Source organism: Haloglomus litoreum (assembly GCF_029338515.1).
In the GTDB taxonomy this organism is placed as follows: domain Archaea; phylum Halobacteriota; class Halobacteria; order Halobacteriales; family Haloarculaceae; genus Haloglomus; species Haloglomus litoreum.
Genome location: NZ_CP119988.1, coordinates 3,045,748 through 3,059,707 on the forward strand (window position 1 = coordinate 3,045,748; position 13,960 = coordinate 3,059,707).

At 70.0% G+C, this 13,960-nt stretch carries 14 protein-coding genes; 5 read left to right on the top strand and 9 right to left on the bottom strand.

Translation table 11 applies throughout. The features are described 5' to 3' along the window. Window positions 1-6: 6 nt before the first annotated feature. Window positions 7-549: a GNAT family N-acetyltransferase gene (locus tag P2T62_RS15235; RefSeq protein WP_276257924.1), complete on the bottom strand. Its 543-nt coding sequence runs from the start codon at window positions 547-549 to the stop codon at window positions 7-9. Then, window positions 546-914, bottom strand: coding sequence for a universal stress protein (locus P2T62_RS15240; protein WP_276257925.1), 369 nt, complete (start codon window positions 912-914; stop codon window positions 546-548). Before P2T62_RS15240 ends, P2T62_RS15235 begins: the two co-directional genes overlap by 4 nt. A gap of 117 nt (window positions 915-1,031) precedes the next feature. Here P2T62_RS15240 and P2T62_RS15245 point away from each other — a divergent pair, with 117 nt between their 5' ends. The 3 genes from P2T62_RS15245 (at window position 1,032) to P2T62_RS15255 (ending at window position 3,290) form a co-directional block, all read left to right on the top strand. Further along, window positions 1,032-2,129: an aminopeptidase gene (locus P2T62_RS15245; protein WP_276257926.1), complete on the top strand. Its 1,098-nt coding sequence runs from the start codon at window positions 1,032-1,034 to the stop codon at window positions 2,127-2,129. 107 nt (window positions 2,130-2,236) lie between these two features. Next, on the top strand, window positions 2,237-2,626 hold the full coding sequence (locus P2T62_RS15250; protein ID WP_276257927.1) for a hypothetical protein: 390 nt from the start codon (window positions 2,237-2,239) through the stop codon (window positions 2,624-2,626). Between the two features lie 190 nt (window positions 2,627-2,816). After that, window positions 2,817-3,290: a hypothetical protein gene (locus P2T62_RS15255; protein ID WP_276257928.1), complete on the top strand. Its 474-nt coding sequence runs from the start codon at window positions 2,817-2,819 to the stop codon at window positions 3,288-3,290. A gap of 64 nt (window positions 3,291-3,354) precedes the next feature. Here P2T62_RS15255 and P2T62_RS15260 read toward each other — a convergent pair whose 3' ends face one another. The 3 genes from P2T62_RS15260 to P2T62_RS15270 are packed head-to-tail and all read right to left on the bottom strand — an operon-like array spanning window position 3,355 to window position 5,887. Continuing rightward, window positions 3,355-4,173: an ABC transporter permease subunit gene (locus P2T62_RS15260; RefSeq protein WP_276257929.1), complete on the bottom strand. Its 819-nt coding sequence runs from the start codon at window positions 4,171-4,173 to the stop codon at window positions 3,355-3,357. After that, window positions 4,170-4,979, bottom strand: a complete 810-nt coding sequence (locus tag P2T62_RS15265; protein WP_276257930.1) for an ABC transporter permease subunit — start codon at window positions 4,977-4,979, stop codon at window positions 4,170-4,172. The genes P2T62_RS15260 and P2T62_RS15265 overlap by 4 nt, the downstream gene beginning before the upstream one ends. Continuing rightward, the gene (locus tag P2T62_RS15270) at window positions 4,976-5,887 is read right to left on the bottom strand and encodes an ABC transporter ATP-binding protein (protein ID WP_276257931.1); all 912 of its coding nucleotides are present in this window, start codon (window positions 5,885-5,887) and stop codon (window positions 4,976-4,978) included. The genes P2T62_RS15265 and P2T62_RS15270 overlap by 4 nt, the downstream gene beginning before the upstream one ends. 206 nt (window positions 5,888-6,093) lie before the next feature. Here P2T62_RS15270 and P2T62_RS15275 point away from each other — a divergent pair, with 206 nt between their 5' ends. Continuing rightward, complete coding sequence (locus P2T62_RS15275; protein WP_276257932.1) at window positions 6,094-7,236, top strand: DUF2092 domain-containing protein; 1,143 nt, start codon at window positions 6,094-6,096, stop codon at window positions 7,234-7,236. A gap of 650 nt (window positions 7,237-7,886) precedes the next feature. Here the strand turns inward: P2T62_RS15275 and P2T62_RS15280 are convergent. Further along, a complete protein-coding gene (locus P2T62_RS15280; protein WP_276257933.1) occupies window positions 7,887-8,336 on the bottom strand; it encodes a DUF5518 domain-containing protein in 450 nt (149 codons plus the stop codon). Between the two features lie 125 nt (window positions 8,337-8,461). Here P2T62_RS15280 and P2T62_RS15285 point away from each other — a divergent pair, with 125 nt between their 5' ends. Continuing rightward, window positions 8,462-10,120, top strand: coding sequence for a sensor histidine kinase (locus P2T62_RS15285; protein WP_276257934.1), 1,659 nt, complete (start codon window positions 8,462-8,464; stop codon window positions 10,118-10,120). Window positions 10,121-10,149: 29 nt separating this feature from the next. Here the strand turns inward: P2T62_RS15285 and P2T62_RS15290 are convergent, their stop codons facing one another. The 3 genes from P2T62_RS15290 to P2T62_RS15300 form a co-directional block, all read right to left on the bottom strand. Further along, window positions 10,150-11,463, bottom strand: a complete 1,314-nt coding sequence (locus P2T62_RS15290) for a glycosyltransferase family 2 protein (protein ID WP_276257935.1) — start codon at window positions 11,461-11,463, stop codon at window positions 10,150-10,152. Between the two features lie 220 nt (window positions 11,464-11,683). Next, a complete protein-coding gene (locus P2T62_RS15295; protein ID WP_276257936.1) occupies window positions 11,684-13,342 on the bottom strand; it encodes an ATP-binding protein in 1,659 nt (552 codons plus the stop codon). Window positions 13,343-13,400: 58 nt separating this feature from the next. After that, window positions 13,401-13,859, bottom strand: a complete 459-nt coding sequence (locus P2T62_RS15300) for an RDD family protein (RefSeq protein ID WP_276257937.1) — start codon at window positions 13,857-13,859, stop codon at window positions 13,401-13,403. Between the last annotated feature and the right edge of the window lie 101 nt (window positions 13,860-13,960).

Consider the following 13,960-nt stretch of genomic DNA (forward strand, 5'->3'; position numbering starts at 1 on the left):
GTCGGGCTACGCGTCCTCGGTGAGCCGCGCGGTCATCTCCAGCTCGAAGTTGCCGTCGCCGGTCCGCTCGAAGCCGACCTTCCGGTAGAGCATGATGGCGGGCTCGTTCCAGCGCTCGACGGTGAGCCAGACCTTCTGGATGCCCTGGTCGCGACCGTGGCCGAGCAGGCTCTCGATGAGCTGGGTGCCGATGCCGGCGTTCTGGTAGTCGCCGTCGACGAAGATGGCGAGTTCGGAGGCGCCGTGACGGTCCGGGACGAGCGTGGCGTGACCGGCCGGCCAGTCGTCGTGCCACGCGACGACGTTGTGGCAGTCCTCGGCGGTGATGCTGTCGAGCCAGCTCCGGATGCGCTCCTCGTCGGCCGGCGGGATGCCCTGGGCGCGGTCCTCGGGGTCGTACCCCTCGTACATCTCCACCAGCGCCTCGAAGTCGTCGTCGGGACCCTCGCCGTAGACCCGGACGACGAGGTCGCGGCCGGCCCGGTCGGTGAACGACCGCGGTGGCGGCTCGTACGGGCCGGCGACCGTGTCGGGGTAGTCCCGGGTCATCTGACGAGGGTGACGGTGACGCTGGCGTTCAGGACCACGAACTCGGCGATGCTTCCGAGGCGGATCTTCCCGAGCGGGCTGGTCTCGCCGCCGCCGAGGACGATGCGCTCGAACCCTTCGCGCTCGGCCACGTCGACCAGCTGGCTGCCGGGGTCGCCCTCCAGCCGGCGGACGGTGGCGTCGATACCCGAGTCGGCCAGCCGGTCGCGGACCGCCTGCTCGACCTCGTCGATGGCCCGGGGGCTCTCGGGGTTGTCGAGGACGGCGATGGTGAGGTCGTCGCCGGCCTCGCGTGCGCGCTCCAGCGCGCGTGACAGCGCCCGGAGGGAGTCGTCGCTCCCGCCGACGCCCAGCAGTACCTTCATACGGCGGGGGAGGCCGGGAGAGGGCAAAAGTCTCCCGACGAGTCCCACCTGGCGGGTCCCGGGGCGTCCGCCCCCGACCCCGGGGGCCTTTTGCCGGTGCCGGCCGAGCGGCTCCGTATGGACGACCGCGTACGCGAGCACGCCCAGACGCTTGTGGAGTGGAGTGCCCGCATCGAGCCGGGCGACGACGTCATCCTGCAGGTCGGCGAGGGAGCCCACGAACTGGCCGTCGCCGTCGCCGCCGAACTCGGCGAGCGGGAGGCGAACCTCGTGAGCACGTACACCTCCGGCGAGGTGCATCGGGCGTACATGCGGGCCCACGAGGGCGAGTTCGAGCCCGACCCCGCCCACGAGCTGGCGCTCTACGAGAACGCCGATTCGGTGCTGTCGCTCCGGGCCGGCTGGAACGCGTCCGCGACCGCCGACGTACCCGGCGAGCGGTCCCAGGCGCTCTCGCGGGCCCGGACGGGAATCCGCGAGGCCCACATGGATACCGACTGGGTCAGTACCGTCCACCCGACGCGGTCGATGGCCCAGGCCGCCGGCATGAGCTACGAGGCCTACCGGGACTTCGTCTACGACGCCATCCTCCGGGACTGGGAGGCGCTGGCCGAGGAGATGGCCCAGCTGAAGGAGATACTCGACGACGGCGACACCGTCCGGCTGCAGAAGGCGGGCGGGCCCGTCGAGACGGACCTGACGATGTCCATCGCCGGCCGCACGGCGGTCAACTCCGCCGCATCCGTCGCCTACGATTCGCACAACCTCCCCTCCGGCGAGGTGTTCACCGCACCCTACGACACCGAGGGCGAGGTGTACTTCGACGTCCCGATGACGCTGCAGGGCCAGCGCGTCCGGGATGTCACCCTCTCCTTCGAGGGCGGCGAGGTGGTCGACTGGAGCGCCGAGCAGGGCGAGGACGCACTCGAGGACATCCTCACGACCGACGAGGGCGCCCGGCGGCTGGGCGAACTCGGCATCGGCATGAACCGCGGCATCGACCGCTTCACCGACAGCATCCTCTTCGACGAGAAGATGGGCGACACCGTCCACCTCGCGGTCGGCCGGGCGTACGACTCCTGTCTCCCCGAGGGCGAGGCGGGCAACGACTCGGCGGTCCACGTCGACCTCATCACGGACGTGAGCGAGGAGGCCTCGCTGACGGTCGACGGCGAGGTGATCCAGCGGAACGGCCGCTTCGCCTGGGAGGAGTAGCGGCCCGCCATCCCGGCCCGCTGGCCGGGGGCCGCCGTCTCGGGACCACCGTGTGACGCCGTAACAACAAAGAAAGGGTTTTCAGTTTCCGTCCGCTGCCCGTGGACATGTCGACGAGCGACGAGGGCGGTGTCGGTGGGCCGCTGGGCCCGGTCTGTGCGCTCCGCCGGGCGGCGGTGCGTGACGGGGTAAAACTGCAGCGCAGCGTCGCGGACTCGCTTCTGGAGGAGGTCGACCGGGCCGAGGACCACCGCCGGCGGCTCCGGCTCTCCTCGCACTACGCCGCCGTCCGGGCGGTCGATCAGGTGGAGACGGCCCACCCGGACGAGGAACCCCCGACGGACCCGCTGTACGACGGCGTCGGGCGGACCTTCGAGGTTCTCACCGACCTCGACGACCGGGCCACGGAGACGGCCGCCACCACGGTCGAGACGGCCGCCACGCTCTCGGAGCGACTGACGCGCCGGCTGCTCACGCCCGGACTGGGCGTGGCGTGACCGTCGCGACCGGGACCGGCGTCCCACGTGGGCGAGCCCGCCCCGTCGGGCGGGCCACCGGACCTGCGCATCGCTCCCGGTTTCCGTTCACTCCCCGACGCCGCCCGCCGGTTAACAACGTTCCGTCGTCCGCCCCGCGTCCGACACGGTGGAAACCCTTATACAATACGGTCCTGTTTTAGGTGGCTGTATGGTATCGGATGACGTGGACCGGGGCGGGCTGTTCGGGCCGGTGCTCTCGATGCAGCGCTCCCTCGTCCGTGGCGGGCTCGGTGTCCAGCGACAGATCGCCGAGGACGTCCTCGAGGGGCTGGAGAGCCTGGAGCAGTTCAGCCGCCGGACGCGCCTCTCATCGCACTACGCTGCCGTCCGGGCGGTCGACCAGATCGAGGAGGCCCACCCCTCCGACGAGGCCTCGCTGGACACGCTGTACGACGGTGTCGGGCGGACCTTCGAGACGCTGGCCGACGTGGACGACCGGGCGGCCAGCACCGTCAGCGAGGCCGTCGAGCGGACCGCCGACGCGACCGAGGAGCTGGGCGAGCGCTACCTCGAGGTGAGCGAAACGACGTGCGAACCGCTGGTCGACCGCCTCGGCGACTCGCTCGGGGAGACGGCGCCCGAGCACGGGTACGGCTACGAGGGCGTCGCGGCAGACGACTGAGGGCGACACGGCCGACAGCCCCGCCCACGGCCAGGCTCGCGACGACATCGGGGCCGTGACACGACTACAGGTCTGCGGCGTCGAACCGGCGATAGCCGAGTACGAGCGGAGCCACGAACCACACGGCTAGGAGGAAGACCCCCATCCACCAGTCCACGTAGACTGGCGTTCCGTCGCCGACGTAAAGGCTCGCGAGGTCGACATCGAACCCCGCCCGGACGAGGCGCCGATACGACTCTGCCGGGCCGAGGAGCCGGAAGAGCAGCGCCCAGTCCGGCAGATTGGACAGCACGCCACCGTCGAACCGGTGGAGGACCAGCATCGTCAGCGAGTGGACGCCGTCCCAGAACGTCACGAACGCGACGTAGCCACCGAAGGCGCCGAGGGTAATCCGCCGGTCGACGGTCGTCGACATCGACAGCCCGACGGCCAGGCCGACGAACGCTAGCCCGTACAGCCCGGTCGCGACCAGGAACCACGGATACAGCACCACGCCCTGGGTCCCGTACCGGAACGCACCGGCGACACCTGCGGCGGCGAGGGCCACGAGCGTCGGTGCCAGCAGCACGACGGACCGGCCGACAACCTTCCCGACCAGGTAGTCCCACCGCGAATGTGGGAACGAGAGGGTAAGGAAGAGGCTGCCGCCGGCCCGCTCGTGGCTGACGGACTTGTAGCCGACGAGGATGGCGAGCACGGGGAGCGCGACGGCCAGGAGGCGAGTGAGCCCGCCGAGGAAGGCGGGGAACGTATTCTCACCGAGGTACGTGTGGGCGACCGCGTAGCCGACCGACAGCACGCCGAGCAGGAGGAACAGCACCTGGACGCCACGCGACCGGACCGCATCGCGGATGTCCTTGCGGGCGATGGCCTGCCAACTCATGCCAGATCACTCCCCTCGAACCGACGGTAGGCGAGCCCCAGCGGGACGGCCGCCCAGAGGACCAGCAGTCCCAGGGCGACCCAGCCGCCGAGGTACCAGGGACCCTCCACGCCGGTGCCCGGCACGACGAGGTCAACGGTGACCCGTTCGAAGACGCGTCCGGGCGTGAGCCCGAGGGCGAACTGGACGGGACCGGGGAGCTGTCCGTCGATGATGCCGGCGGCCTCGAGGCCGAGCGCGAGCGCCTCGGCCGCGGCGTCCCACACGATGGCGAACAGGAAGACCAGGCCGAACCCGAGGACGAGCGCCCGCCGCCTGGTGGCCGCCGCCAGCGAGACCGCGATGCCGAGCCCGCTCCACACCAGGCCGAACAGCGCCGCCACGACCAGGAAGGCGAGGAACCGGGCGAGCGCGAGTTCGCCGAACGGGTAGACGACCAGCGCGCCGGCCAGGAGCAGCGAGCCGACCAGCGCCCCGACGACGAGCCCTGCCCGGCCGACCGTCTTCCCGAGGACGAGGTCGCTCCGGCTGAGCGGGAGCGACAGCGAGAGCCGTATGGCCCCCGATTCCCGGTCGCCGACGACCGCGCCGTAGCTGGTCAGTACCCCCACGAACGGGACGACCGTGGTGAGCGCGCCGATGACGAACCCGGGGAAGCGGGCGGTCGTGAACGGGGCCGTCCCCGCGATGGGGTAGAGGTATCCGGCCAGCACGACGACCGTGACCAGCGCGCCGAGCAGGAGCCTGGTCGACCGCGTCCGGGCCGTCAGGGCGCCGTCGCGGCGAGCGATATGCCGCCAGGTCATGCGCCGGCCCCCGTGTACTCGATGAACATGTCCTCGAGGGAGGCCTCCTCGGTGCGGAAGTTCACCACGTCGACACCGGCATCGTTCAGTGCGACGAGGATGTCCATCTTCGCGTCGTTCGTGCACGTCACCTCGATGGTCGCCTCGTCGTTGACGACCGCGGTCTCGACACCCTCGACGGTTCGGAGCCGGCCGACCGTACTGTCGTCGACCTCGTCGACCGTGATGATGAGCTTCGTCCCGCCGCCGATGGACTCGCGGAGCCCCTCGATGGTGTCGACCGCCACCAGTTCGCCGTCCTGCAGGATGCCGACACGGTCACAGACCGCCTCGACCTGCTCGAGGATGTGGCTGGAGAAGAACACGGTCGCACCACGCTCGTTCTCCTCCCGGAGGATGCGACGCATCTCCGCGGCACCGTTTGGGTCCAGGCCCGTCGAGGGCTCGTCGAGGACGAGCAGGTCCGGCTCGCCCACCAGCGCCATCCCGAGGACGAGCCGCTGGGCCATCCCCTTCGAGTAGTCGCTGGCCTGCCGGTCGGCATCCTGCAGGATGCCGACGCGGTCGAGCACCTCGCTGGGGTCGCCGTCGACCCCCTTCGACTCGATGGCGTACTCGATGTGCTGTCGACCGGTGAGTCGCTCGAACACCGAGTACCCCTCCGGGAGGACGCCGATCCGGTCACGCGCCATGACGCCCTCCGTCTGGCAGTCGTAGCCGAAGATCTCGACATCCCCCTCGGTCGGGGCGACGAAATCGAGCAGGACGTTGATGAACGTCGACTTGCCGGCCCCATTGGGGCCGAGGAACCCGAACGTCTCCCCCTCCTCGACGGTGAGGTCGACCCGGTCCAGCGCCGTCTCGGTCCCGTAGCGTTTCGACACGGCCTCCGCATCGATCGCGACCATGATCGGGGGTACACGGGACGGACTGATAAGGGAGGAAGCAGCATCTCCGGGTCTGAGACGCTCGTCCCCTGCCCTTCCCTCACTGAGAGTCCTGCCCCTGCCGCCAGGAGCCGCCGGCGGTGGTGTCGGAATAGCTTCACTCGCGTCTCGCAGTGAGCAACCCTGTCCCCCGGTACAAGTCATTCCCCGGCAAACCCACGGCCGTAATGGTCCCTGCTACCACCCGTGCGGCCCTGACAGCGGTCGCGCTCGGCACGCTGGTCCTCCTCTCCGGTGTCGGAGCGAGCGCCACCGTCGCCCAGCAGCCGCCCGCTGTCGACCGGCCCACACACGACGGACAGCTGACGACCGCCAGTGTGAACGACTCGACCGTTCCCGATGGCGAGGAGATCGTCGAGCGGTTCGAACAGCGCCTCGTCTCCCTCGAGACGGTCGTGATGCGGTACGAGATGACGATGCGGTTCGGCAACCGGACGACGACCACGGAACGGAAGCTGTGGGTCGACCGCGAGAACGACCGGATTCGGACCGAGACCGAGACCAACCGGACGGACCTGACGACGGTCCGAAACGAGACCGCGATCGTGACCTACGACGCCGAGAGCAACCAGGTCAGGCGGATCGAGCGCTCCAGCGAGACAACCCCGAAGACGCTAATCGGGCCCCTCGTCAACGGCAGCGAACTGACCTACGAGGGTCGCGAACGGGTCGGCGGCGAGCCCACCTACCGGCTGGACGCGGAGCCGACGAACTCGGCCGGGTCGGGCTCGATCGACGTTACACTCTGGCTCGATCAGGAGACCTACTTCCCGACCAGGATCGCCACCGTGACCGAGACTGGCGGCGACGAGGTCACCACGACCATCCGGATTCGGAACGTCACGCTGAACGAGCCGATCCCCGACGACCGGTTCACGATCGACGTTCCGAAGGACGCCGACAGGCGCGAACACTCGGTACCGGACCGTTCGACATACGACTCCCTGCCCGCCCTCCGAGAGAACACCGCTCGTTCGGTTCCCGAGCCCGACATCCCCGACGCCTACACGTTCGAGGAGGGAGTCGTCACGACGGGGGCGGACGGCGATTCGGTCTCGCTCCAGTATGCGGCGGGTGACGAGTCCTTCCGCGTCGTGACGCGGCCCGCGACCGGGTACGACCTCGGCGAGGTCGAGGCCCTCGAGGAGGTCGACATCGGGAACGAGACGGGCTATTACACCGAGTACGAGTACGGCGGCGCGACCACCGCGGTACTCGTCCTTCCCTGCGAGAACGCGACACACAGCATCTACGGCGACCTCTCGAAGGACGCCAGTATCGACATCGCCGAGTCGTTCGGCTGCGAGTGAGCGCCGGCTGACACGCTCCGACGACACTCGATCTGTCCGTTCGAACCGCCCCGCTCCTCCTGAACCGAGCCCAACTGTCGACTCGCCCCCGCCGACCCGGTCGTCGAGGCGACCCCGCTCGAGACCCGTGCGACCCTGCCAGGTCGGTCATCGTGGCAGCCTCCAGACCGTGGCACCGTCGCGGAAACCGCGACCCGACTCGGGCAGCGAGTCGTCGGCGATGGGGTCGGTCGCGGTGTCTCCGAGCCAGAGACACGGGGCGGGGGGATTTTTCCATCCGGTACCAACTGCCGGTTGCCCGCGACCCCCTGCGCGGGTTCCGATGATAGGCCCTCATCGGACGGTCACACCACGACCACCCTGCCCCCCATCCCCGCTCCGGCCCTCCGCTGTCCCGCCATGGCGGCTGGGCCACAGCCCTCCCCCTCTTCGTTCGACGCGTCCCGCGACCGCTTCACGACCCCGGGCAGCGGCTCGGGCGCCGATTCATCGCGCCGGGAAGAACGGCGGCGGCGGACCTCCGCAAGCGGCTCGCCGACACGGGACCCGACCGCAGCGGCCATCCGCGGCACCCGGCGGTACCGCGAGCAACTCCCCGTTCGAAGCACCGGTGGTAGTCGTCTCGGTCGCCCGCGGATCTGCGGACGGACTCACCTCCCGACGGCGGATGCTGACCGACCCAATTGCGTAGCGAGCCAGGCACCCACTTTCGCACCGAGCACGCCGACGATGATCGACATCAGGGTTGCGACCACGATCCAGGAGACCACCACCACGCCGAGACCGACCGTCCGGAACCACGCCGGACCCCCGACCGTGGCGGTGAACAGGTACGTATCGAGGACGAGCCAGATCCCGGGCAGACAGCCGACAACGCCAGTACGGATCCCCACGGGAACCGCCCCGACGTGCTCCGACCGGACAGCGGCGAGACACCCGGCGATGAGGCCACCGATGAAGACCATGTTGAGCGACAGTTCGTTCGCCGTCTCCGACAGCCAGTAGAGGCCGGTCGTGAGAGGGATCGATGCGAGGCCGCCGACGAGGCCGTACCGCCACGCCGGCGTGAGTCGGGAGAGGACTGGACCTGACGGGCGCATATGCAGCCGCCCGAGCGACGGAGCAAAAGCACCGCTTGCGTGTCTCAGGGGCCGAGACGGGCGACCGTCGACTGCTTCGGAGCGGTTGTGTGGCTTTTTATCCAGTGAGCCGGAACACAGTGGCGATGGGTCCCTCCGCCGACAGCCTCCTCCTCGTCGGGATACTCGCCGGCGCCACCGTCTGCTGGGTCGGGTACCGTGTCTCCCGGACACCGGCACAACCGGGACGGAGGTGGTTCATCGTGTTCACGGCCGTTCTCGGCGGCGGTTGCCTCATCACCGGGACCATCGCCATCGTGCCGTCGCTCCTCGGCCGGCCGTCGGCGCAGTCGCTGTGGGCGGGGTGGACGAACCTTCCACTCCTGCTCTGGCTGCTCTCGACGCTCCCGTGGTTCCTGTTCGCCCTCCAGTACACCGGCACACGGACGCGACTGCGCCGTCGTACCATCCTGCTGATCGGTCTGCCCCACCTCCTCTTCATCGGACAGATCGCTCTGAACGAGCTCTACGAGTTCGGCTCCAGCAGTACCCTGCTATACGGCCTCGGATCGGCGGCGTTCATCTACATCACGCTGCTCGCCGCGGGCGGTTCCTACCTGCTCCTGCAGAAGAGCTACGCGTACGAGTACCTCCCGCTCGGGCAGGGAGCCGGGCTGGCCGTCACGATGGTTGGAACGCTCGTCATCTGGAACACGGTCGGCATGGCACCCGAGACGGCGACGACCACGCAGGCCGGCGCGTATGCAGGCGGCGGCGGCGTCGCGGCGCTGGCGCTGGGCGCCGCGCTGCTGCGGTACGACCTGTTCGAGGCGACCCCCTCGGTCGGCACGCTTGGCGACCGGGCGCTCACGCGAGAGACGGACGACCTGATGTTCGTCACCGACGGCGACGGCCGTGTCGTCAGGATCAACGAGACCGCTGTCGACACCCTCGAGACGGCGCGTTCGGACGCCATCGGGAGCCGACTCTCGGAGGTTCTCGACCACGACCGGGCGACACTGCAGCGCTCGGAGACGGTCGCCGTCCAGACGACCGACGGGACCCGCCGCTACGACCCACAGGTGACGGCGGTCCGTGACCACCGTGATACCCGGCTGGGAACGATGCTGAGCCTCCGCGACGTGACCGACCGGGAGCTCCGCGAGCAACGGCTCGCGGTGCTGAACCGGGTCCTCAGGCACAATCTCCGAAACGAGACCGATGTCCTGAAGAGCCACGCCGAGGCCCTGGAGCCGGTCGAGAGCGACCACGTCGACGCCATCAGCGACTCGGCCGATGCGATCGCGGCGCTCGGACAGCGGGCCAACCGGATCGACCGCTACGTCTCCGAGTCACCCGACGACGTGGCGGTCGACCTCGGGGATCTGGTCGACACCGTCCTGGGGACGGTCGGTGCGGACCGGGCCGACGTATCCGTCTCGACCGACACCCCAGCGTCGGCGACACTCGTGACGAACCGGCTGGCCCTGCAGAGTGCGCTCGAGAGCGCCCTCGACAACGCGGTCGCGTACGCCGAGAGCGCGGTCGACGTGGTCGTCGAGGCACGACCCGACGGCTACGCGATCAGCGTCACGGACGATGGGCCAGGGATTCCGGAGTGGGAACTCGACTCCCTCGAAACCGGGACGGAATCACCGCTCGAGCACAGCACCGGACTGGGGCTCTGGCAGCTCAAGTGGGCCGTCATGACGCTGAACGGCGAGCTCTCGTTCGAGACCGGTGACGGCACGACCGTCGAGTTCATCGTTCCGGACCGCGCGGACGCCGCCACCGTTCGGAGTTGAGCGATGGCTCCGCCGAGAGCCTGCTGGCCTCAGGCCCCTTTGGCGACGCTGTACCACGCCCCGTCCCAGCCGAGCAGGTACTCCACGACGGCCTTGATGCCGGCCAGGCTGTACAGCGGGAGCACGACCGGCGTCACGAGGGCGCCGACGCCGATCCCGTCGAGGCGGCCGGCACGGGCGTCATAGGCCCGCATCGCGAGCGCCACGCCGACAAGTGCCAGGACCGGGAGTACCACCCAGGCCGCGACACCGTTGACGACCAGGACCGCCATCTTCGGGACCAGCGACAGCATGAACAGGTTCCCGATGACGGAGCCCGCGCAGATGACCGGGGAGACGAGCGTCCGGTAGTTCTTCGGCGCGGTGCAGCCGGCGACCAGCCCGTGGAGGACCTGGGCGTAGCCAGTCATCCACCGCTTCCGCTGGCCCCACCAGTCGATGGGGCTGTGGGCGGCCTCGATCAGGGAGGCGTAGGGGAACTGCTCGACGACATCGAGACCGGCCTCGTAGCACGCGAACGCGAAGGCGTAGTCCTCGGTGAGCATCTCCGGATCGTAGCCGCCAACCGTCTCGAAGGCGGCCCGCCGCATGACGACCGTCCGGCTCGCCGCCACGGTGAAGTCCGTGATGGCCGTGAGGAGCCGCTGGCTGAGATCGCCCAGTACCACGGACTCGTAGTAGGCGACCGTCTCGATCAGGCCGTCCGGCTCGGGGATCGTCCGCCCCTGAACGACATCGCAGTCGTCCAGCGCCGCAACGGCCGCCGGGACGAACCGGGGGTCGACCCGCTCGTCGACATCGAAGACCGCGACGTGCTCGCTCTCGGTCACCTCGGCCGCGTAGTTCACCGCACCGGCCTTGCTCCCGGGGTAGCGGTCGTTGATGAGCAGTTCGACGCGGTCGTTGTCGCTCGCGTACTCGCGGGCCCGCTCGATGGACGCCTCGTCACCCGGTTCGGCGACGATGACGACCCGGAGGTCCTCGTAGCGGCTCCCGAGGAGGCTCTCGACGCTCCGATGCAGCGCCGCCGCGTCACGGTGGACCGGGACGACGGCCGTGACCGTCGGCCCCGTGGTGGGGAGCCGGTCCGCACCGCCACCGGCGACCTGTCCGAACAGCACGACCGCGGAGAGGGTGAACAGCCCGGCGATGGACAGGCAAGCGACCACCGCCTGCAGCACGACGACGCTCCCGCCGCCGAGGGCGGCCGGCAGCCCGACGACCATCGACAGCGCCCCCTGGAGGTATCCGGTGCCGAGAACGGCCACGACCACGAGGCCGAAGACCGGGCGTTCGAGCAGTTCTCGGGGAGCGGCCGGTGTCGACGGGCGGAGGGCACGCAAGGCCTGTCGCAATCGGTCTCTGATGCTGTGCGTCGGGTGGAGGGCCGAGGGGGACATCGTTCGTTTCGCTGGTCGCCCGGTTCCCCCCTGTATCGACACGCTACCAATCGGAGACGGACCCGGAGATGTCTCTAGCTATCCCGAGACCACGGCGCCCACCCGCCCGCACCGTCCGGCCCGCTCCCGGCAGACCCGATGCACTCTGCGACAGTCGGCCGGGTCAGGGATCGACCCCCACCCCGTGGAGACGGACCGTCACGCGACTCCCGCGGGGGTCGTTCTCGCCGAACTCGAGCTCCGCACCCAGCTGGGTGACCGCCCAGTTGACGAACCAGAGCCCGATCCCCCGTCCGTGTTCGAGCGGCGTCTCGTCGCCGGCCTCGAGGAGTCGTCGTTCCCGCTCCGGGATCCCTGGCCCGTCGTCCGCCACCGTCAGTTCGGCGGCCCCCTCCCTCGCCCTGACGATGATCTCGACGTGCGGCGAGGGCCCGGCGTGTGCCAGCGCGTTGTCGACGAGCTCCGATACCACCCGTTCTAGGACCCTGCGATGCGACCGGAGCACCAGCGCGTCCGGGCAGTCGACCGATATCTCCCCGTCGTGGTCCCCGTCACGGTACTGCTCGACGACGGTCGCGGCCACGTCCGCGAGGTCGACGCGTGCCGGCGACGCCACGCTGGTCGACATGAGTTCCTCGGCCTCGCGGGCCCTGTCGCTGAGATCGACCAGGTCGGTCGCACTTCCCCGGATCGCACGCCGGAGGTCGGGGTCGTCGATCCGGTCGGCGTGGGCGAGGACGATGTCCAGCTCGTTCCGGACGTTGTGCCGGAGGACGCGATTGAGCACCGTGAGGCGTTGCTCTCGGGTCCGACGCTCGGTCACGTCACGGAACAGCACCGCCCTGGCGACGGGGTCGCCGTCGCGGTCCTCCTCGGCGGTCCGGCTACCGACCGCCGACACGCTGAACTGGAACCGCCGTCGCCCCCGTGTCGTCCGGAGTCCGACCGTTCCGGTGGCCCCTGCCGAGAGGTCGTGGCCGGCGATCCCGTCCGCGACCGACTCGATCGGGGTACCGACCAGCGCCCCGGGGTCGCGGTCGAACAGCCGCGCGGTCGTGTCGTTTGCGTCGAGGATGCGCCCGTCCCAGTCGATGACAACGACCGCCTCCTGCAGGTCCTCCACGACACGCGAGCGGGCGACGTGGTCGGCCTTCGGGAAGCCGGTCAGCACCGGATACCGCCACACGGCGACGCCGAGGAGCCCGCCAGCGAGGAGGTGCCCGAGCGTCACCCCGTTGGCGGCGGTCTCGCCCTGCCCCATCGCCCCCAGGAGATACGGCGCGCCCACGCCGAGGACCAGGAGGGCAACCTGCGGCCCGGAGACCCGGCCGTGGCGCCGGGCGAGGCCGACCAGGAGGTACGTCCCGTACAGCCAGACCGCCAGCAGGTAGAGCAACTCCGTTCCCACGAGCGACGCGATCGCCTTCTCGGCGACCGACGCCGACGGGGCGAGCGCGAGGACGACACCGCCCAGAACCACGGGAAGTGTGATGCCGGCCAGCATGAGGACGCGCCGTCGGGTCAGTCCGGTTCCGCGGCCGGTGTAGCCGAGCGTGTACAGCGTCCACAGACCGGGGACGAACAGCGCACACCCGATCTCCCCGAACTGCAGGAGCGTCGAGACGTGCGAGTCCGGGCGGACGACGGGGAGGCCGGCGGCGAGCGAGAACAGCGTCCAGAGGGTCAGCGTGGCGACGATGGCCACGAACGGTCCCGCGCTGGGGCGCTCACGGGATCGGAACGCGACCCAGGTCACCCAGCCAAGGACCGTGACCGCCGCGGCATCGAGGCCGACGGCGACGAGCGTGGTCAGGACCGACACGGCTCGTCACCTCTCGGCCACATCCGTCCGGCGCGCGGGAACCGAGGTGCGACGCCAGTCACCGCCTGACGACGACCGTGCCCCCCAGCCGATCACCCAGCCGCTGGGGCTCGTCCGAACTCAGGACCACGACGATGCCGAGGGCGTAGCCGAACGGGAGCCAGTCGACGAGCCGCGCGAGGTTGCGGAGGAGCGACGCGCCCAGCGAGAGCGGCGACCCGTCCGTGCTCTCGACCCGGATCCGCACGAGTCGCTTCCCGATGGTCCCACCGAACCGCCACTCGCAGACCGTGTGATAGCCGACCGCGAGGCCGAGCCACAGGGCGAGTGCCGCGGCGGCGGGCCCGCCCTCGAGGTTGGCGTCCGTGCCGTTCGCGACGGTCTCGATCTGCCCGGTCGCGGCTGCGACCGCGTACACGGCGACGAACAGCAGCGCGAACCAGACTCCCGAGTCGATCGCCATCGCCACGCCGCGGATTCCGACTCCGCACCGGTCGTCCTCGTCTGTGCTTGCCATGGATCTGGCTCGGAGTCGGGACGACAAGGACCTGCGTGCGGTGTTTCAGGACGTGAGACGCTGTCCGCGAACACGTTCCGCGCAGGGGTAGTCCTCGCAGC

What these genes read in the sequence shown, in the direction of transcription:
- P2T62_RS15235 (WP_276257924.1), bottom strand. Translation starts at nt 549, where the DNA reads ATGACCCGGGACTACCCCGACACGGTCGCCGGCCCGTACGAGCCGCCA.
- P2T62_RS15240 (WP_276257925.1), bottom strand. Translation starts at nt 914, where the DNA reads ATGAAGGTACTGCTGGGCGTCGGCGGGAGCGACGACTCCCTCCGGGCG.
- P2T62_RS15245 (WP_276257926.1), top strand. Translation starts at nt 1,032, where the DNA reads ATGGACGACCGCGTACGCGAGCACGCCCAGACGCTTGTGGAGTGGAGT.
- P2T62_RS15250 (WP_276257927.1), top strand. Translation starts at nt 2,237, where the DNA reads ATGTCGACGAGCGACGAGGGCGGTGTCGGTGGGCCGCTGGGCCCGGTC.
- P2T62_RS15255 (WP_276257928.1), top strand. Translation starts at nt 2,817, where the DNA reads ATGGTATCGGATGACGTGGACCGGGGCGGGCTGTTCGGGCCGGTGCTC.
- P2T62_RS15260 (WP_276257929.1), bottom strand. Translation starts at nt 4,173, where the DNA reads ATGAGTTGGCAGGCCATCGCCCGCAAGGACATCCGCGATGCGGTCCGG.
- P2T62_RS15265 (WP_276257930.1), bottom strand. Translation starts at nt 4,979, where the DNA reads ATGACCTGGCGGCATATCGCTCGCCGCGACGGCGCCCTGACGGCCCGG.
- P2T62_RS15270 (WP_276257931.1), bottom strand. Translation starts at nt 5,887, where the DNA reads ATGGTCGCGATCGATGCGGAGGCCGTGTCGAAACGCTACGGGACCGAG.
- P2T62_RS15275 (WP_276257932.1), top strand. Translation starts at nt 6,094, where the DNA reads ATGGTCCCTGCTACCACCCGTGCGGCCCTGACAGCGGTCGCGCTCGGC.
- P2T62_RS15280 (WP_276257933.1), bottom strand. Translation starts at nt 8,336, where the DNA reads ATGCGCCCGTCAGGTCCAGTCCTCTCCCGACTCACGCCGGCGTGGCGG.
- P2T62_RS15285 (WP_276257934.1), top strand. Translation starts at nt 8,462, where the DNA reads ATGGGTCCCTCCGCCGACAGCCTCCTCCTCGTCGGGATACTCGCCGGC.
- P2T62_RS15300 (WP_276257937.1), bottom strand. Translation starts at nt 13,859, where the DNA reads ATGGCAAGCACAGACGAGGACGACCGGTGCGGAGTCGGAATCCGCGGC.